At 57.4% G+C, this 19544-nt stretch carries 13 protein-coding genes and 3 pseudogenes; 8 read left to right on the plus strand and 8 right to left on the minus strand.

The annotated features are described in order from the left end of the window. Positions 1–31: 31 nt before the first annotated feature. Positions 32–1021, minus strand: a complete 990-nt coding sequence (locus WDX12_RS15255; protein WP_434725418.1) for a serine hydrolase domain-containing protein — start codon at positions 1019–1021, stop codon at positions 32–34. 1184 nt (positions 1022–2205) lie between these two features. Here WDX12_RS15255 and WDX12_RS15260 point away from each other — a divergent pair. The 7 genes from WDX12_RS15260 to WDX12_RS15290 all read left to right on the plus strand — a co-directional run bounded on the left by WDX12_RS15260 (position 2206) and on the right by WDX12_RS15290 (position 10689). Continuing rightward, positions 2206–3810, plus strand: coding sequence for an ABC transporter substrate-binding protein (locus WDX12_RS15260; RefSeq protein WP_434725419.1), 1605 nt, complete (start codon positions 2206–2208; stop codon positions 3808–3810). Further along, the gene (locus WDX12_RS15265) at positions 3810–4751 is read left to right on the plus strand and encodes an ABC transporter permease (RefSeq protein WP_434725420.1); all 942 of its coding nucleotides are present in this window, start codon (positions 3810–3812) and stop codon (positions 4749–4751) included. The genes WDX12_RS15260 and WDX12_RS15265 overlap by 1 nt, the downstream gene beginning before the upstream one ends. Before the next feature lies 1 nt (position 4752). Beyond that, complete coding sequence (locus tag WDX12_RS15270; protein ID WP_434725421.1) at positions 4753–5619, plus strand: ABC transporter permease; 867 nt, start codon at positions 4753–4755, stop codon at positions 5617–5619. Position 5620: 1 nt separating this feature from the next. Further along, positions 5621–6643, plus strand: coding sequence for an ABC transporter ATP-binding protein (locus WDX12_RS15275; protein ID WP_434725422.1), 1023 nt, complete (start codon positions 5621–5623; stop codon positions 6641–6643). Beyond that, positions 6640–7668 (plus strand): ABC transporter ATP-binding protein, encoded by a 1029-nt coding sequence (locus WDX12_RS15280; RefSeq protein ID WP_434725423.1) that lies wholly within the window; start codon positions 6640–6642, stop codon positions 7666–7668. Before WDX12_RS15275 ends, WDX12_RS15280 begins: the two co-directional genes overlap by 4 nt. 94 nt (positions 7669–7762) lie before the next feature. Then, the gene (locus WDX12_RS15285; protein WP_434725424.1) at positions 7763–8992 is read left to right on the plus strand and encodes a serine hydrolase domain-containing protein; all 1230 of its coding nucleotides are present in this window, start codon (positions 7763–7765) and stop codon (positions 8990–8992) included. A 338-nt stretch (positions 8993–9330) separates the two neighbouring features. Further along, positions 9331–10689 (plus strand): CapA family protein, encoded by a 1359-nt coding sequence (locus WDX12_RS15290; protein ID WP_434725425.1) that lies wholly within the window; start codon positions 9331–9333, stop codon positions 10687–10689. Between the two features lie 660 nt (positions 10690–11349). On the opposite strand, the gene alr is transcribed toward WDX12_RS15290, so the two are convergent. The 7 genes and pseudogenes from alr to WDX12_RS15325 form a co-directional block, all read right to left on the minus strand. Beyond that, positions 11350–12468 carry an alanine racemase gene (gene alr / locus WDX12_RS15295; protein WP_434725426.1) on the minus strand — a complete coding sequence of 373 codons (1119 nt, stop codon included), beginning with the start codon at positions 12466–12468 and terminating at the stop codon, positions 11350–11352. Positions 12469–12636: 168 nt separating this feature from the next. Continuing rightward, a complete protein-coding gene (locus WDX12_RS15300; RefSeq protein WP_434725427.1) occupies positions 12637–13854 on the minus strand; it encodes an arginine deiminase in 1218 nt (405 codons plus the stop codon). Positions 13855–14224: 370 nt separating this feature from the next. After that, a pseudogene (locus tag WDX12_RS15305) lies at positions 14225–14457 on the minus strand (transposase domain-containing protein); the annotation flags it as partial. A 268-nt stretch (positions 14458–14725) separates the two neighbouring features. After that, positions 14726–14929 (minus strand): hypothetical protein, encoded by a 204-nt coding sequence (locus WDX12_RS15310; protein WP_434725428.1) that lies wholly within the window; start codon positions 14927–14929, stop codon positions 14726–14728. A gap of 259 nt (positions 14930–15188) precedes the next feature. Further along, on the minus strand, positions 15189–15839 hold the full coding sequence (locus tag WDX12_RS15315; protein WP_434725429.1) for a hypothetical protein: 651 nt from the start codon (positions 15837–15839) through the stop codon (positions 15189–15191). A 1356-nt stretch (positions 15840–17195) separates the two neighbouring features. Further along, a pseudogene (locus WDX12_RS15320) lies at positions 17196–17594 on the minus strand (transposase); the annotation flags it as partial. A 55-nt stretch (positions 17595–17649) separates the two neighbouring features. Then, a pseudogene (locus WDX12_RS15325) lies at positions 17650–17916 on the minus strand (integrase core domain-containing protein); the annotation flags it as partial. Positions 17917–18257: 341 nt separating this feature from the next. Here WDX12_RS15325 and WDX12_RS15330 point away from each other — a divergent pair. Beyond that, complete coding sequence (locus tag WDX12_RS15330; protein ID WP_434725430.1) at positions 18258–19487, plus strand: ATP-grasp domain-containing protein; 1230 nt, start codon at positions 18258–18260, stop codon at positions 19485–19487. The last annotated feature ends 57 nt before the right edge of the window (positions 19488–19544 follow it).

Here is a 19544-nt window from a genome sequence, read left to right on the forward strand (position 1 = left end):
TCGCTATCCGCGGCGACGATGGGCGCGTTCATCACGCCGAGATCGGAGCGCAGCAGGAATATCCCACGTTGTACATCCCCCTCAATTTTGACCTCAAGGCCTTGCGGCTTGTTGGCGTAGTGTCCGGCGGGACAGGCGGCCGCCTTGGCGTCTGTGTCAAGGGGGGCGTAGACCCTCGAGGTGCCGCAGAACGTTCCGTCCACCTTTCCGTCCGGCCGTGGACTAAGAACAAGGTCGGCAATCGCGCGCTCGGCTTGGCGCCGCCAGGGTGGCCGAAATCGAACCCCAACACACAACCCGACCTGACGAAAGTGGGCACGCCGTTCTTGGCGACGATCTCGAACACGTCGGGGCCGCCTTCCTGCCGGTAGCGGCCGGGAGCAAGTTGGATGGGCGCCGGCGCGGGGGTGCCGAAATAGATGTCGGCGATTTGACGGGCGACGCCGAAGGCGGCGACCTGATCGTTGTTGGCGATGATGACAATGCCGAGTCCGTCGTCGATGAAGCGCATCCATTCTGACTTTCCACCGGCGACACCACCGCTGTGGCCGACCGCACGTCGACCCCGATAGACATCTGTCACCACCCCGAGTCCGTAGAAGCCGGTCGCGCCATTATCAAAGACGCAGGGCGTGGCCATTCGGTGATACATTTCCACCGTGCCGACCCTTGGGTCGACTAGGTTCTGCTGCCAGTTTACCATGTCGTCGAGCGTCGAAATTCTGTCACCCCCGCCATATTCTTCTATGCCCCAGCCCTCGGCGCGTTTGGTATAGTGCGCGGCTAGCCGCTTCATTACTGTGCCGTCGCGCAACATGAGCGAGGTATCGTACATGCCAAGCGGGCCAGTGATCCGCTTCCGCAGTACGTCGTTGAAGCTCGCGCCTTCGATCTGCTCGATGATTAGATCTCGCGACCGTTCTCTGTCACCGCCACGACAGCGCCAGGCATTTTCGGCCCACTGGACTCGTTGAACACTGCATTGACGCGCGTCGAAAAATCGACATGTGGCCTGGGTCATGATCAGACATTCCGTGGTGGTGGATGCTTGGCTAGACGCCTTTCAGGAAACGGCTTTTTATAGCCGCCTTGAGTGCCTCGAAGAATCGAACATCAGTTGCTCTGCGAATTCAGTCAAATGCATTTTATGTATTGTCATCATCTAGGAACGAGATGAATCCTGCATATACGACCTGATGTAATGGACTGGCCTTCTCCGGCCAATCAGGCTGCTAGAACACCGCTGTCGAAAGCGCATCAGAGAGACCAATCATAGCCCGGATATCTTACACTCACTTCCGGCATAGGCCTGCCGTCTTGCGAGCACATGAGTTGCGGGTAAGGTCCGCCGCGGGGTGGCTGTCGTGGATCGGCGATCTTCCTTGTTGTTGACGGAAATGGTGGGAACGGGGCGCTCATGCGGCTGCCGCTAGTCTGGCGTAGGTCAAGGCTCATTCGCGCTGGAAGGCGGAGTTCATGGCCAGCTTGATGCGGCGCACCGGGGGAGAACCCTGTGGCCGGACAAGGCCGCTCCTACCTTGAGCAAGTACCCCCATCTATGTGCCGATTGCATGAAATTTTATGGTTCGCCGCAGGGAACATGCGATTTGGCAATCCTTCGCGCCAACCCCCGTGTGTCCCTTGACGGTCTGGAAATAAGTGATTCTTAGCGAATATGATCGTCCCCTAGAGCTCTGCCATGAGCAGCGTCAATCGGCTTTGCAGATCGGTTTTGACGATCTGCTGAGCAAGGCAGCAATTGGACGCGGTTTCCGGTTCCGCTCCGATCTCGGCGCGGTTAACGCGCGTCATTGTTTTCGCGGACAGCGTTGGTCCTGTGCCGAAGGAAAGTGGGTGTGCACGCGCGACACGACGGGTCGGTATCTGAGCGTGGTTGGGCTATTCTGCTTCGCAAGCCTGAGCACCGGACTGGCTTCTTCCGCATGTGTGGATCTGAACGGTGCTGGCAACGCTCGACCGTCTATGGCCATGCAGAGCTGCATTGAGGGAACAGCGTCGTTGCTGCGGAGCAGGTCGTGGCCGCGTTCTGCAGGGAAGGCGATATGGTTGAAATGTTCGCTACATCTGGGACCATCTCAAACCTAGATGACCGCGATATATAGACTGAATTTGACCTAAGCTCCGCGGGGATCGAAATTCGGTGAAACAAAGCCAAAAGCGCAGAACCTAAAAGGGGAATGGAACATGGCAATCTCTCGACGCGACCTCATTAAAATAGGCTTTGCCGCCGGAACGGCTCTGTCGATCCCATCAGTCCTGCGGGCACAGACATCGCCGACCCCGGCACGGACGGTCCGCATGGCGAGATTTGGCCTGGCTTCTTTCGATCCAATGGCTTCGACGTCTATCTCAGTCGGCAATCATGGCCTAGCGATTTACGACATGCTGTTCGCACTTGATTCCAAGTTGATGCCACAGCCGCAAATGGTGGGGAAGTGGGGCCTATCTGACGACAAGAGAACCTATACGTTCGAGCTTAGGGATGGCTTGAGCTGGCATAACAGCACGCCCGTCACCGCGGCGGACTGTGTCGCCTCGATTCGTCGCTGGGGCCAGCTGGCTCCCGGCGGGAAGCTGATCACAGAGCGCGCCAAGGATATCTCGGTGCAGGACGACAAGACCTTCATCATCTCGCTCCGAGAGCCGATGGGGCTTCTTATCGAAATCCTGGCGAGTGCGTCTACGCCGGTCTTGTACATCATGCGCGAAAAGGACGCGAGTCTCGCTGCCACAGAGCAGGTGACCGCGAATATAGGATCGGGGCCGTTCAAATTCAATGAAGCTCTCGCCAAACCGGGCGCAAGCTTCACCTACGATCGCAATGAAATGTATGTACCCCGCCAGGAGCCATCAGACGGGTTCGCCGGCGGAAAAGTCGTCAACGTCGATCGTGTCATTTGGGACGATATCGACGATCAGCAGACTGCTTTCGCCGCCCTGCAGTCGGGCGAGATCGATTTCATAGAATTGCCAGCCGCCGATCTTTATCCGGTGGTCAAGAGCGATCCAAACCTTGAACTTCAGGTTCTGAACAAGGCGGGCGAAGTATATTTCATGCGCATGAACTGTCTGCAGAAGCCGTTCGATAACGTCAAGGCGCGCCAAGCGATGCTTCACTTGATCGATCAGGAGGCGGTTATGCGTACCAGCTTTCCCCCCGAATACATCAGGCCCGTTCCCTCGTTCTTTGGAAACCAAACACCCTATTCCAACGACGAAAATACGGGATGGTACAAGAAAGGTGGCGATCCGGAAAAAGCCAGGCAGCTCTTCAAGGAGGCCGGATATGCTGGCGAGAAGGTCGTCGTCCTGCAGCGCACGGACTGGGCGGAGGCCGGCAATATGGCGCAGTTCTTGGCGGCGACGCTGCGCAAGATTGGGGTCAATGCCGAACTGGCGCCGGGCGATGGGGCTGGAAATTCAGCCCGCCTAAGAAACAAGGGCTCCGCTGAGAACGACGGCTGGAGCATTTTCATCACGAGCGAGACCGATTATGACCGCAGCACTCCGCTCAGCAATCCCACTCTAAGCGCGAATGGGGAGGAGGGTTGGTGGGGCTGGCCGAAGAGCGACGAATATGAGGCTCTTCGGGCCAAATGGGCAGATGTCGAAACGCTCGAAGAGCGCAAGGCACTGGCCCGCGAGATGCAACGTATACAGTGGGACATCGTCGGGACCGTTCTGCTGGGCTCAGCTGTCTCGCCAATCGCACGACGCAAGACACTCGCCGGTCTTATCGAAATGCCGGCGCTCATCGCGATGTGGAACATGCAGAAGGTTCCAGCCTAGTGGCTGCCTATATCCTTTGCAGGTTCGTTTCGGCCATCGCCGTCATGGCGATGGTCGGGATTTTTATATTCTTTCTTCTTAGGCTGGCGCCTGGCGACCCGGCGGCGATCATAGCAGGCAAGTCCGCCACGGCGGAGATGATCGCCGGCATCCGTGAGCAACTGGGGCTGAACGATTCTATGCCGGTTCAGTTCATCCGTTGGGTGCGCGACATGCTCGGCGGCGATTTCGGCACCTCGATCTTTGCCGGGCGCCCGGTTCTCGAGCTGATCTCGCAGCGGCTTGAACCGACCCTTTCCCTGTCGATCCTGACGATGATCCTGTCGGTGACGGTCGGGGTCTGCTTCGGTATTCTCGCTGCCTGGCGGACCGGAGGGCTCATCGACCGCATCCTCACCGCCTTCTCGGCATTTGCCTATTCCGTGCCGGTCTTTGTCATCGGCTTTTTTCTTATTTATTTCTTAGCGATCAGATTGCACTGGCTTCCGGTCCAGGGATATGTGCCGATCGCTGCTGGCCTCGGCCCCTGGTTCGAGCACCTAATCATGCCCACCGTGGCTTTGAGTCTCGGCTATATTGCCTTCATCGCCCGAATTACGCGGGCGAGCATGCTCGAGGTCTTGTCGGAAGACTACATGCGAACGGCCGCCGCCAAGGGCGCCTCGTCCTATGCGATGCTTTTTCATCACGCGCTGAAGAATGCCGGCGTCCCGATCCTCACTGTGATCGGCCTGAGCTTCGCCTGGCTCATCGGCGGCGTCGTGCTCACCGAAACGGTGTTCAACCTACCCGGCATCGGGCGTCTGGTCGTCGATGCGATCAATATGCGCGACTACCCGATCATCCAGAGCGTGCTCATCCTCGTGTCGGGTCTCTACGTCCTGATCAATCTCACGGTCGATCTCGCCTACACCCTAATCGATCCCCGCATCCGGTACTGATATGACGCTTCTGCCCGCACCCGTTGAAGCCGTGCCGATCAATGGGCTGCCCCGCCTGGCATGGCGGCACCCGCAGGTCGTGATCGGCGGCGGCCTCCTCTTGCTCCTGATGCTTTTGGCGCTCGCCGCGCCGTTTTACGCCGGTGATCCACAGAACATGGATCCCTTCATCCGCCTGCAGCCGCCCTCCGAAGAACACTGGTTTGGGACCGACAATCTCGGCCGGGATGTGTTTGCCCGAACGATCGTCGGTGCTCGCATCTCGCTCCTGGTCGGGCTGATATCGGCGCTGTTGGCGGCGTGTGCCGGGCTCTCGATCGGTATCATTGCCGGCTATGTTCGTGCATTCGACAATGTCATCATGCGGATCATGGACGCGCTTATGTCGATCCCGACCTTTCTGCTGGCCATCGCGCTCATCTCCCTGACAGGGCCTGGCATCGGCATCCTGATTGTCGCCATCGCGCTCCCCGAGACGCCCGCCGTAACGCGACTGGTCCGCTCGGTGGTCCTGGGTGTGCGCGAGCGCCCCTATGTCGAGGCCGCGCTCTGCGGCGGTGCGCGGCTGCCGAAGATCCTGTGGCGCCATATCCTGCCGAGTACCATTCCGCCTCTGATGGTGCAGAGCGCCACTGTCTGCGCCAGCGCGATCCTGACTGAGGCTGGGCTGAGCTTCCTAGGCGTGGGGGTGCCGTCGGAGTTTCCGAGCTGGGGCAACATGATTTCAGGCTCGCGACTCTATCTCGCCATCGCGCCCTTGACGGTCTTCGCCCCCGGCATCTGCCTTGCGGTCACAGTCCTTGCGGTCAACCTCCTCGGCGATGGCCTGCGCGACCTCTTCGACCCCCGCGCGAAGCGGAGGCGTTGAAATGCTGATGCAGAACTTCATGGAGGATAGAACCATCGCCAATGATATGCTCCTCGATATCAGGGATCTTGAAACACATTTTTATTGCGAGGACAGCGTCACCCGCGCTCTTGGCGGCATCAGCTTCCAGGTGAAGAAGGGCGAGACGCTCGGCGTGGTCGGCGAATCCGGGTGCGGCAAGAGCGTCACCGCTCTCTCGATCCTGCGTCTGCTGCCGAAACTGACCGCCGAAATCGTCGCTGGCACGGTTCGCTTTCACGGGCGCAACCTGCTGGATCTGTCCGATCGGGAGATGCGAAGGATCCGCGGCAACAAGATCGCCATGATCTTCCAGGATCCCATGACGAGCCTGAGCCCTGTTCACACGGTCGGACGCCAGATTGCCGAGGCAGTGGAAATCCACACTGGCGCCTCCCGCTCGGCCGCATTGGCCAAGGCCGGAGAGATGCTCCGCCTCGTCCGCATCGCGGATTCCGAGCGGTGTGTCAGCAACTACCCTCATGAGCTGTCAGGCGGTATGCGCCAGCGCGCGATGATCGCCATGGCGCTCGCCTGCTCGCCGGAACTGTTGATCGCCGATGAGCCAACTACCGCGTTGGACGTTACTATTCAGGCGCAGATACTTCGGCTCATCGTTGACCTGAAAGACCGTATGGGAACGGCCGTGATGTTCATCACGCACGATTTAGGCGTTGTAGCCGAGACATGCCAACGCGTCATTGTCATGTATGCTGGCCGGATCGTAGAGCAGGCGACCGTAATTGATCTCTTCGCGCGTCCCGCGCATCCCTACACCCAGGGCCTCATGCGATCGGTGCCTGACCGCCGGCGCGGCCGTCAGCGCCGCCTTCCGGAAATTCCCGGCATCGTGCCAAACCTACGCGAGCCCATTTTCGGGTGCAGCTTTGCTCCTCGCTGCCCGTTCGCAATCGACATTTGTCGCGAAAAGTCGCCCGCCCTACGTGATGTCGGCTCGAGCCACGCAGCGGCTTGCTGGCGCGCCGAAGAGGTGATGGGCGCATGACCGATCCTCTGCTGAAAGTCGAAAATCTGACCAAGCATTATCCGCTTGGCTCGGGTATCTTCAAGAAAAGCATTCCGGTCATCCGGGCGGTGGAGAATGTATCCTTTTCCGTTGAGGCGGGCGAGACGCTCTGCATTGTCGGCGAATCCGGCTGCGGCAAGTCTACCGTCGCGCGCCTCTTGATGCGACTTGTCGAACCGACTAGGGGACGCGTGCTAATTGAGGGGACCGATATTGCGGGCCTCAAGAAGGACGCGCTCCACGCTTGGCGCCGTCGGATGCAGATGGTCTTTCAGGATCCTTACTCGTCGCTGAACCCGCGCCTCACTGCTGGACAGATCATCACCGAACCCGTCGAAAATTTTGAGCGCCTCAGCCGGAAGCAGCGCCAGGCGCTTGCCGCAGACCTTCTGCGAAAGGTTGGGATGTCACGGGAGATGATGCACCGGCTCCCTTCAGAATTGTCAGGCGGTCAGCGCCAGCGGCTCGGCATTGCACGTGCCCTGTCGCTTAACCCCTCTATAATCATCGCGGACGAAGCGGTGTCAGCCCTCGACGTCTCGGTACAGGCGCAGATCCTCAACCTGCTTCTAGATCTCCAGCAGCAAATGGGCATCGCCTTCGTCTTCATCTCACATGACCTCGGCGTCGTGGAGCATATCGCGCATCGCGTTGCCGTCATGTATCTGGGGCGGATCGTGGAACTCGCCCCGAGCGAGGCGCTATTCGCCAACCCGGTCCATCCCTATACCGAGGCGCTGATCGCGGCAGCTCCGGCGCCGGACCCGACCTGGGCGCGGCTGGCGGTGCCTGTTGAGGGCGAGGTGCCAAGCCCCATTACCCCCCCGAGCGGGTGTGCGTTCCATCCACGCTGCCCGCTCGCGGTCGAGCGCTGCCGCATCGAAGTGCCATCCTTGGTCCCAATGGCAGACGGGCGCGTCGTGGCGTGCCATGTGCGCGCTCCGGCTACAGACAGTCCGGGACAGTCGGAGGTAGGCAACTTTTCGCTCAGTCCACTGGCGTAGCACAGCCCGTTTTGTCCCATCGAACATCTTGAGCGCACGGGACGCTTCGACACCGAACATCGCCAGTTACAATCAGAAGTGACGAGGTAAATCGATGGATGAACATTCACACGAGAACAATGACCAACCGGCCGGCGCAAATAATCCGAGCAACCCACGCAGCCTCACAGAGTGGCTGCAGAGCGATGATTTTGCTGAGTTTATCCGGGCTCAGATGCAAGCGTCACACATACCCGGATTAAGCTTGGCTATTATCGATCAAGGCCATCTTGTTCATACCGCCGGATTCGGACTCGCGGACATTGCACTCGGCCGCGCCATGACGCCCCAGACGCTTCTGAATATTGGTTCGATCACCAAAACCATAACTTGTGCTGCTGTAATGCAGATGTATGAACAGGAAAAGCTTGAACTCGATGTGCCGATCGATCAGTACTTACCGTTTCAGGTACGCAATCCGGCTTTTTCGGATTGGCCCATTACCACGCGACAGCTACTGACCCATACATCCTCCATTGCAGATAGTCCGTTGTTCTGGTCGAATTATGTTTGCGGCGATCCGCAGGCGCCGATCCGCGAGTGGCTAGAGGAGTATTTTACGGCCGGTGGATCGACCTTTGACGCCAAACAAAACTTCAATCCGTGGGCGCCGGGCGTCGCGTACCAATACTGCAACGTGACCTATGGGTTGCTTGGATTGCTGGTTGAGCAGCTGAGCGGCATATCCTATCCAGATTACTGTAGAGAACATATTTTCGCACCGCTTGGGATGACGGACGCTCGCTTCTTGCTAGAAGGCATGCCGCGAGAGAAGCACGCTACGCTTTACGATTACGTTGACGACGTCACCAAGGTGGAATTGATCGATCCTGAGTGGTCCGCGTCTAAAGGTCAAAAGGGGATGCACGTACCGCACTGCCTTTATAGCTATGTCACATTGTCAGACGGTCTTGCGCGTACCACAGCATCCGAGCTCGCGCGATTTCTCTTGGCCTACATGCAAGATGGTGTGCTGGAGGGAAAGCGGATACTGCGGGCAGAAAACATCAAGGAAATCTTAAGCGATCAGAATGTTCAAGGTCTACCTTCTTCGAAACAAATACAAGGGCTTACGTGGCGACAGAACGACCGTATAAAACCAGCTAGTAGGTCATGGCGTGGTGTATGGCAGCACACCGGCAGCGATCCTGGCGTTTCGACGTACATGGGATTCCGCCCGACAGACAATCGCGGAGTCGTCCTGCTGGCGAACCTCGGCGGCAACCCACGCGCCCGGCCCGAAATTGTCGAGCGGATATTGGATTGGGCAGGTGATAAATGGTAAGCACGTGATTCAACTTGCACAGCACAGGACCTGGTCCAGCTTGACTCGGCCGATCTGTCAGATTGGTCGGGATGGCGTGGGCGAGCATGCCCAACGTTTTGTAGTGCCCTTTTCGTCGCTGTACGCAGGCTCGTCGGTATACTGATTATAGTCGCACCCATTGAGAGTTGTGAACGCCTCGACGGCTTCCGCATCAAGCGCTCGCCACGAACGTTCTCCGAAAGGTTGCGGCGGACTCCGGCCAATCCTGCCCCGTGGGCAACGGTATCTTTCACAACGCTTGAAGATCGCCAGTGCGCAGCTAGCAGAAGCTTCGAAACAGAGATGAAGGAAGATCGATGGAAAACGAAAATGGTGGAGATCCGGCCGAGCTACGTGCAGGCTATGATGCCGTAGGTTCCATTGCAACGAACGTGGCGGACGGCTTCACGATGGTTGCGGTCGGCGACCTAATCGTGTCGCGTGCGGTGACGAAATCTCAGGATTTGGACTTTGCTGCCGTCGTCAAGATTCTTCAGGACGCTGACGTCACGTTTGGCAACCTGGAAGTCAACATCTTCGATATCCGATCGTTCATTGGGAGCCCGCAGGCTGAATACGGCGGCGCGTATCACCTGAGCCTGCCGGAGGTCGGAGCTGATTTGAAGGCGATGGGATTCAACATCGTTGGTCGCGCTAACAACCACTCCTTGGACTGGGGCGTAGAAGGCATGCGGGAGACGAGCCGAGTGCTCGATCAAAGCGGGATCATCCATGCGGGTGTGGGAGAGAGTCTCGCACAAGCCGGCGCCGCGCGCTTCATCGAGACAGCTCGTGGTCGCGTGGCGCTGCTGTCGTGTGCTACAACCTTCAAGCCGATGGCGCGCGCGGGTCATCCCGCAGCCGAAGCGCCAGGCAGACCAGGCCTGAATGCCCTCCGTTTGGCGCAAAGCATCGTGGTTTCGCCCGAAATGCTCGGAAATGTGAGGCAGATAAGTTCTGCCTTGCGTACCGACGGCCCCGTTGCCGAAGATCCCAATAAGGTCGTGCTCGCCGGAATGGCATACAAAATGGGCGACAAGATCGGATACAGCTTCGAACCAGACTCGCGCGATGTCGCCGACATTCTACGAAACGTCCGTCGGGGCAAGCAGTTCTCAGATTTTTGCATCGCCACGAACCACGGTCACGAACCTGGAAACTGGAGTCAGGAGCCACCTGACTACGAACAATCGTTTGCGCATAGGGTAATTGATGCCGGGGCGGACGCTTACATTGGGCACGGACCTCATCAACTGCGGGGCATCGAGATCTACAAGGGCAGGCCGATTTTTTATAGCCTTGGCAACTTCTTCCAGGACGACCTCGGAACCCCCTCGGGGGCGGAAATGTTCGGCGACTACGCCAAGGATCCTCGGGTCGACACGGATGCCGAAGTGAAAGTGGCCGAAATGGCAGGCTATTCAGACCCGGTCTTTTGGGAAAGCGTCATCGCCGTCAGCCGATTCGAGCGGAACCAGCTTGCCGAATTGCGGCTGTACCCGATTGAACTCGGTCGGTCGAAGAGGTTTGCAAACCGTGGCATCCCAGGTCTCGTCGCCACGCACAAAGCAAGAGCCATTTTCGACCGTCTACAGACACTCTCAAAGCCCTTTGGAACCGAGATTTTCGTCGAGAACGATGTCGGTGTGATCAGATTATGTCCAATCTCGTCGTGAACACGTTCTCTATGAACGGCGGCAGCCTCAAGTCAACCAACTTTCCTAGCGGGATGTGCTAAGATGGCAAATTATCGTCGGTGTCGATTCAAGAGCCCGCGCCGGGTCAATTCGGTCGCCGAACGTTGTTCGCCTCGATCAGCCGAGTATAAAGCAATCGATCACTCGCATCGGGTCCACCTGGCAGTGCGGCGCCGGCAAGATGCGTGGCCATCGACCCAATCTGATCGGCGGAGACCGCCGTGCCTTCGTCCTGAGCGAGGTCGTGCGGGATACCTATACATACCGACGTCTCTTTCACCGAAAAGTTACCCGGCATAATGCTTCATGCTGCGCTCTTCCCTGATGCTTATGGCTGTTATGACACGTCTATCATCAACTCGAAGCGCAGTCAGTGAGCGTCAGACGCGACAGGACTCCCGGACGCCCCTTGCCGATCTTGGCGGAAGCTTCCACTGTCGACTAGAAACGGTCGAGGGACACACGTGCTTCGGGGCAAATTATCCGAGATTATCGCTATCAGGATAGTAAGGTCTCATCCGCTAATACGACCAGCGGGCGCGGAAGCCGATGGGGCGCAGGGTGACCGGGGTGCCCCAATGGTGGCGGTTGGCCCTTAGTTCGATTCCCAATGATGACGTTTCGACCATTTATCCGCCCCTAATTCTTGACACTCTGCGGTGCAGAGGGTTCATGCAGGTATCGTCTTGTGCAGCCGGCGGCTAGGCGCATCAGCACTTCGGGGGCATAAGCGTGAGCGGCCGCCGCGAGATCATTCGGGGTGAAATTTTCACCCAGCAACTCTACAGAGACGGCCGGAACACAAACTGCCTCAGGAACGTCCGTTACATCAACCGCGGTGCATTCCATCGACATCCTACCGACTAGAGGAGCCAAGTATCCAGCAACCCGGACGGAAATCTTGTTCCCGGAGGCCCGTGGGAGGCCGTGCTTGTAACCGATCCCCAAGATCGCTATGCGGCTGTTTCGGACGGTACGAAAGGTCGCGCCATATCCGACAGCCTCGCCCTTTGACACATTGCGTATATCCAGTATTTTTGCCTGAAGCTTTACTACGGGCTGAAGAGGGTTCGGCTGAATGCCAGCGTTGTTGAGCCCGTAAAGCGCTGAACCTACCCGCACAATATCGAAATGAAAAGCCTTGCCCAGCCAAATACCAGCGGATGCTGCCAGGCTGCAACGGGCAGGTTTAAGCAGATCGGAGATTGCCTGGAAGCGATTTCTCTGCAACGCATTCATTGCGTCGGCAACGCGATCACTACATGCGAGGTGGCTGAGGACGACTGCGGGCGGATGCCTCTTGAAAGTGCCGGAAAGATAAATTTTCCGTACTTCGTCAAAGGTAAGCCCTGAGCGAGAGAAGCCTGTTTCCACATTGAGAAAATATGTTTGTTCCTCGCCCGCGCCGCTAATAGTATCCAATTCGCTGCGATTGTTAACCACAGGTATAATGAGGCTGGATTGATAGTATTTCTTAAGTCTCGTAAACTCATCGTAAAAGACTGCCACCGCTGCGCCTATCTTGGAAGATCTTAGGACCACCGCTTCTTGAAGAGTTCCGACGAAAAATAAATCGCAGCCGGCGGCGACTAACGCCCTCGTAATCTCAACAATGCCCAGCCCGTAGGCGTCGTTTTTGACGACTGCGGCAATCCTTACATGTGGTCCGACCATGGCCGACACGGTCTGAAAATTTGCCTGAACTGCATTTAGGTTGACTTCTAACACAGCATCTGCGCGCTGCGGGACGGAAAACATCTTTTACTCCGGTGATTCAGGGGGGTGGTCAATGAGCATCGCATTCTCGTGATCGACCCGATTCACTAGCGTCTGACAAGCTTAGACTATTACGCCTAATTCCACTCGTGATCGCCCCTCGCCGTCTGGACTTTGTATCGAATATCGTCATTGCTATTGCACCTCTTGTTAGTTGGGATCGCGGGCCAGCGGGCAAGTCATGCAGTGGCCGCCTCCTCGTCCGCGGCTGAGTTCTGCGCCCTCGATCGCTATGACTTCGACGCCGGCGCGCCTAAGCAGCGAGTTCGTGTTGACGTTGCGGTTGTAGGTCACCACAACGCCTGGCTCGACGGCAATGACGTTGTTAGCATCGGCCCATTGCTCTCGCTCCGCCTCATATTGATCGCCGCCGGTAGGCACTATGCGGAGAGCCTTAACACGCAGGGCCTCGGCCACGACTGACAAAAAGGGTTTAGTCTCTTCTGTGACATCGACCGTATCCTTATGATTGCCCGGGCGGAGAGTGAACGTTCGCAGCCGGTCCACTACGGGCGGGTAGATTGTCACTAGGTCCCGGTCGCAGAAAGTGAAAACGGTGTCGAGATGCATGAAACTACGATCCCGGGGCATCAGAGCTGCAATGACGCGAGTCATTTTGTCGATCTTGAACAAAGCGCGCGCCAATGCCTCGACGGCCTGCGGCGTGGTCCTCTCGCCCATGCCGATGAGAACAGCACCGTCACCAATCGGCATCACATCCCCACCCTCAAGACCGAGCGCACCGTTGGTTCGATCAGGCAACAGGCGTGTGAAGCTAGCGGCGCGAAATCGAGGATGGAAGCGATAGACCGCCTCGACGTTCTCTGCCTCAGGGCGCCTCGCGGGCCAATACAGGGAGTTGATTAAGACGCCGCCATAGATCCAGCATGAGCTGTCACGAGTGAAAAGCTGGTTCGGTAAAGGAGGTAGAACGAAATCCTCGGGCTTCAGTGTTCGCCCAGTCAGTCCGCACGGCTCGAACTCAAGATCCGCCCGGGTAATCCCGCCAACGAGCATGGCCGCGAGTTGATTGGATGGCATCTCGTCAAGCCAGCCCCGCAGCTCGTGGGCGAAGTCCAGACCGACGACTGAAGGACACAAGCGTCGACTTAGGAGCCAACCGCGAGCGTCGGGCAGCGCCATTGTCTCCGACAGCAGTTCGCCCAAAGAGCGAACAACAACGCCGCGTTCACGAAGTGTCTTGACGAAGGCATCGTGCTCCTGTTGCGCCCGCTCAACCCAAAGTACATCATCGAAGAGGAAGCCCTTGCAGTTCTTCGGTGTAAGGCGGCGGAGGCTAAGGCCCGGTCGATGAACAAGCACTTCGCGTAGCCGACCCACTTCAGAATGAACCCCTAGGTTTGTCATGGGGCCGTCCTCACTGCCATTTGTGGATCATGCACCACATGGCTGAGAGGTAACCGCGCCTTATTCGTGCCCTCTGCAGCCGCCACCGAGCATTTCTGCAGTGAAATCGTTTGCGCCGACATTAGGCGACTCCGTCGGTATGCCAATGATGCAATCCTCTGCGCGCAAAAAGTATGCCGATTAAAAAGCACAATCGTATCAATCGGTTGATTGTTGCGTCCCATAGGAAAGATCACAGCTTTGTCGGGCTCCCTACAGAGGAAAGCCGGGTTAGTCTGGTTAGACTAATCTACTGCGGGCGGACTCGGGATGGCCGGTTCATCGTGAAGCACAAGACGGGAGGAGACGCCTGACGTGCAAGCTGACGGCGCTACCGCAGGTTTGCGGACCTCCAATTCCACGGTAGCAAATCGTTGATCCGCTGTGCTGGGTGGGCTGCGATGCGCGCCAGGATATCGGCGAGCCAGGCCTGAGAGTCGATGTCGTTCATCTTGGCGCGCTGACTATCAGGCTGTAGAGAACGGCAGCGCGCTGTCCGCCGCGATCGGAACCGCAGAACAGCCAGGACTTTCTGCCGAGAGCGATGCCGCGCAGGGCTCGCTCGGGGTAGCCGGCATTCAAGCTATGCGATGCACATAATCCTAGTGCTTCCTTCCGAGCGCACTCAACTCGGTAGGAGATCTACATGCAAAAGGCGATCAATCCTTCAGCCACAGCCCCGCGCCTGGTTAGAAGACAGTATTCTTCGGCCCTTTGTTTCGCAGTACGGTGAGCACTTGCAGCTTGCAGCGAAGGCGATACCAGCACGCAGCGCGCCTATCTGTGCTGCGTCGCCCACTTCGCCCATTGGCTGACTCAGGAAAGGTACGACCTAAAAGCGATCGGCCAGGGCGACCGCTGGGGCCGCCGCCGGCACCGAAGCGGCGACAGGCTTATCGGGAACCACGACAACTTCGGCAAAGCCCGTCTCGCGGGCTCTGACTGTGCGGCGCCACTTATGGATCAGGCTGGTCGCGACATCGTACTGACGCGCCACCGCCGCCACCGTGGACCCGGGCGCGAACGCCGCAGCCAAGATCCGGCACTGATCCTCTTCACTCCAATGACGCCACCGCTCCGGCCCTCGTAAGGACGACCTTAAGAGCGCAGCCTCGCTACCGTGCCATCCTCCCGCAAGGGGGCCTTCGCAGGAGGCATACTGTTGGTCCGCAGCAATGTCCAGAAAGATGATCGTTTCCCGCGACGAGGCTGGGGCGGGCCCACGTTCCGGGCTATTCTGGCACCGCCGGCGGGCTCTGCAGCAGCGTACGGGATATCGCTTCTTAATACTGGTCTCATTTTAGCTGCCCGGGGATTTGCGCAGCAGTGCTCAGTATGAGGAGATCTTCGAACGAAAACCGCGACTCGAAGGAGAGAGCCACATTGCTGCCAGGGTACAGTCCCGGGATGGTGTTGGCCTCGAGATAGACGGGGGTACCGTCATTGTAGATAAAGTCGAAGCGCACAAGCCCTTTGCAGCTCAGTTGCCTATATAGCCTGAGGGCATCATCACGAATTCGCTCTGCTGCCGGTAGATGGAGTATGCTGGGTGTGGCACGCTCATCGCCTAACTTCAACTTCAGCCCGTTGTCGTAGAAGCGCCTGCCTTCTGGAAGGTAGAATAGGACAACATCGCCTACAATAAGCTCTGTGCCAACTTGAAAGATGCCAATCGTACCGAATGGCCCTTCGATGAACTCTTCAAGGCGCCATCTAGAGCGGTCATTAGGTTCGATTCCGGCAATTGCCTCCGCGGCTGCAGTCTGGCTATCCAGAATCTTGATACCAAGACTGTTCCCCTCGTTAATCGGTTTGAGGACCAGTATCCGCGATTGCTGGAGTTTGCGCGGCCAGGATTGAGGATCCGACAGAGATGTGACTAAGCAGCCGTGTGGGACTGGATAGCCAAAATCTCGGAGCAATGAGACAAAGATCTCTTTGTTCATGCCGATTGCGGAGGGCAGAGTTGATGGCCCGGAGTAAGGAACGCGTAGGATGTCAAGGAACCCCTGCATCGTACCGTCTTCGCCTCCTGCGCCGTATACAACGTTTAACACAAAGTCGCATTGGCGGGTGGCGCGGAGCAGATGGTCTACATCGTTCGAATCCACAACTTCAACGAAACGGCAAAGTCGCTGAAGGTGCGGTAATATTGCATCTCTTGTTGTAAGAGAGCCGCAGCGCTCAGTCGATGATCCTCCGGTAAGGAGCAGTATACGCGTATTTGATAGTAATTCTCGTGATTCCGATAGCATCGAGGCATAGATCATATTGTAACCTCATTGAGTTTAGCTGGTGATGATTACCGTTTTCGTGCGGAATTGCCTATTTCAGCGTGTAAATACATCGTATTTATCTCTGTTTCTGCCGGATAAGTCTTTAAAATGGGTATGGCCAGAAGGGTCTTGAGAGCGCTTTTCGCTTAGGATAGCGCTGCTGCCCTGACATTAGCTTTCCTTCGGCCAACGATCGCGGTTACTTGAGACATGGATGAGGGTCGGATATCCCGCCACACAACGAAGGCAGCAAAAGTCGCGCCAACTGCTCAGCAGAGGCCCAGAAACGATGTGATTCAAGACTTATGAAGTTGCAGTAGGAAACCGAACCAAACGACATTGTGTCGCCAACTCAACACACCGACAGTTATCTTTTGCCGACCATCTTCCCAGGAATCGCCGATAGGATTCCGCCCGGGTAAGCGACGACCTGAACTGACGCCGGAGCGGAGGTGCCAAGTGTGGCTAAATCAATGTGGAGAGCGTCATGCAGAAAATTATCACGATTGGTCTGGAATTTTCGCACTAGCTCTTTCAGGCTCTGGGCATAGTCATGTCTGGACGGCGCCCCGCTGGGTGGTTTTGGCGACGGGTACGGGCGCGGTCACGTCTCCGGCCTGTTCTGATACCTGTGACCGCTGGGGCCCCGGTCATATCCGCTGATCTTCGAGTCTGATCAAGGGAACGAGCCCAAAGCTCCGGCTATCCTGCACCAGGACGGCAGCCGGCATGCCTGGGTGGAAGGCCAGCCGCGCTCGACCTGATCACGATGGATGATCCGATGAGCACGACCTTCTCGGCCGTCCCGGTCGAGGAAGAGGCCACGGCGTCGAGCCTGCTGGGACTGATGGAGACTTTGCGGCCAAAGGATTGCCGTCGAGCCTCTACACGGATCGCGGCAGCCACTATTTCGGGACGCTCAAGGCCGGCGAGAAGGTGGACAAGAGCCGGCTGACCCAGGTCGGCCGGGCTTTGGAACGACTTAGCATCGAGCATATCCCTGCCTATTCGCCCGAAGCGCGCGGCCGCTCGGAGTGCATGTTCGCCACTATAGTGATAGGTCGGCGTGTCGAACTCCACAACCCGGCATGCCCGCCGGATCGACACGTTCCACTCATCATACGTCTCCGCCACCAGCTCGCGTTTGCGACTAGGCCTGGCAGTTTCGGCGAATGACGTCCTGCAGCATCTCCTTGTCCAAGGAGAGATTGGCTACCAGCTTCCTGAGCTTGCCGTTCTCGTCCTCAAGCTGCTTCAGCCGCTTCATCTCGGTCGGTAGCAGTCCGTCGTATTTTTTCTTCCAGTTGAAGTAGGTCGCCTGGCTGATCCGCGCCCCCCCAACGACAGATCTCCGCGACGAGGATCCTCCGATCGCTGCTTCAGAATGAACGCCTTCTGCGCGTCCGAGAACTTCGATGCCTTCATCGTCTTCCGCTCCTCCCAGCCAAGGGATAAATTCCACTTTCGAACGATCCAGTTTTCAGGGATCGGAGCAGCTTCTGTTACGAGCTCTTGGCGCGAGGTGAGGCGCGGAGCCTTCGATCAGCACAGCGTCGGACCCGGTTGCGGTGATGACCTCGGTATAGGCGGCCGGCAGCCTTGTAGACGAGCGAGGAATGAGGCCACGCGGTGTTGAAGTCCTCCCGCCATTCGGCGATGGCACTGCGGGCGTGTCGAGGCCGAAGAACAGGCTCTCGTTCAAGAGCTTGTCGCGCATGCGACCGTTGAAGGATTCGACATAACCATTATCCGGCATGTGTTCTCGGTGTCATCGTTTGTCCGGTCGTCAGGTTGGCTCGCCCGGATGCGCTGCGAGCGCGGATCTGTATTTGTCGTGTTGCCCGCAGGCTCCCTGTTCGTGACCAACGATGGAGGGAACCGTGCCTATTATCGGCATGGACATACTGAGAGCCTTACACGCTTCAAAACCAGATTGGAGAAATGCGGTCACGCTTCTCACGTACTTACACAAAATTTTACAAACCTTCACGACGGTGAATTTCTGACAATGATACGTTCACCGTATTCCGAGGTCAGGCACGGCCAATTCAAACCGCGGCACGGCACGCAATAGAGGGGTCACCCGCCATGGCAAGAGCGCTCATCCTGGTTGAAGGAAGTCCAACGGGTAATGGTCTGTTATACCTCCAAGCGGCCCAGCGTCTTGAACTTCATCCAATTATCCTGACGGTTGATCCAGCTCAGTACGAATGTCTTGCGGCGGAAAGGATTGAGGCAATAGTCCGGGTCGATACAAACGATCTCCATGCGCTGATTCGCGAATGTTCCCGGCTACGTGAGATCTACGATATTGCAGGCATTACTTGCGCTAGGGAGTCGGTTTGTGCGACGGTTGGCAAGCTCTGCCGGTACTTCGGTCTACCGGGACCGAATCCCACATCCATTGAACGATGCTGCGATAAATTCGTTCAACGTCAGCTTCTCGCCGACGCCGACGTGCAAATACCTGCCTTTCGATTGGCAGTGAATGCCACAGACGTAGAAAGTACGGCAGCGGAGATCGGCTTACCGGTAATTCTCAAGCCAGTCGTCGGCAACGCCAGCTACGGCGTCCGATTGTGCCGCGACCTCGACGAGTTAGCCGAACATACGACCTACCTTTTGGGCGGGAAGCACATATGGCGGTCCGAGCCGAGGATATTGGTCGAAGAATTTGTCCAAGGTCCACTTTATGTCGCTAATTTAATGGGAAATGAGGTCGTTGGAATTACGGCCTACGAGTTCTGCCCGCCACCGCAACTCGTTTCTCATGAATACTCCTGTCCGGCTCCGCTATTTGCTGACGAGCATGAACGTATCGCCCACGTTTCGCTGAACTGTCTGCGGGCTCTCGGCCTTGGCTGGGGGCCGTCGAACATCGAATTCCGATGGACGAGGCTTGGCCCCGTCGTTATTGAAGTTAATCCGCGCATGGCGGGTGGAGATTCTGAATTGATTCAGCTGAGTTACGGTGTCGATCTCTTCACCGAGCACATCAAACTCGTTATCGGTGAGGAATGGGATGTGCGCAAAAAGCATGCGCAGGCTTCGGCAATGCGGTACCTAGTTCCTGAACGCGATGGCATGTTCAATTGGATCGATGGCGGCACTCGGGCGGCTGCCTTACCAGGTGTTGAGGTTAACATTTTTGTTGAACCCACGACGCCTATCGTCAGAAAAGGCGATCATCGAGACTACATCGGGTATGTTGTCGCCACTTCACCCAGCCGTGCTCAGACAGCGGCGATACTTCGGCGGGCCGTCGACTTAATCGATTGGTCAATCACACCTTTCCCACCACTCGCGGATAAGACGTAAGCGGGACCACCTTTCGGAGTGGTTACGATTTGTGAGGTTGCCGATCCTGCATTGGGA

Origin of the sequence: Mesorhizobium sp. RIZ17, assembly GCF_051127865.1 — a bacterium.
GTDB lineage: Bacteria > Pseudomonadota > Alphaproteobacteria > Rhizobiales > Rhizobiaceae > Mesorhizobium > Mesorhizobium humile.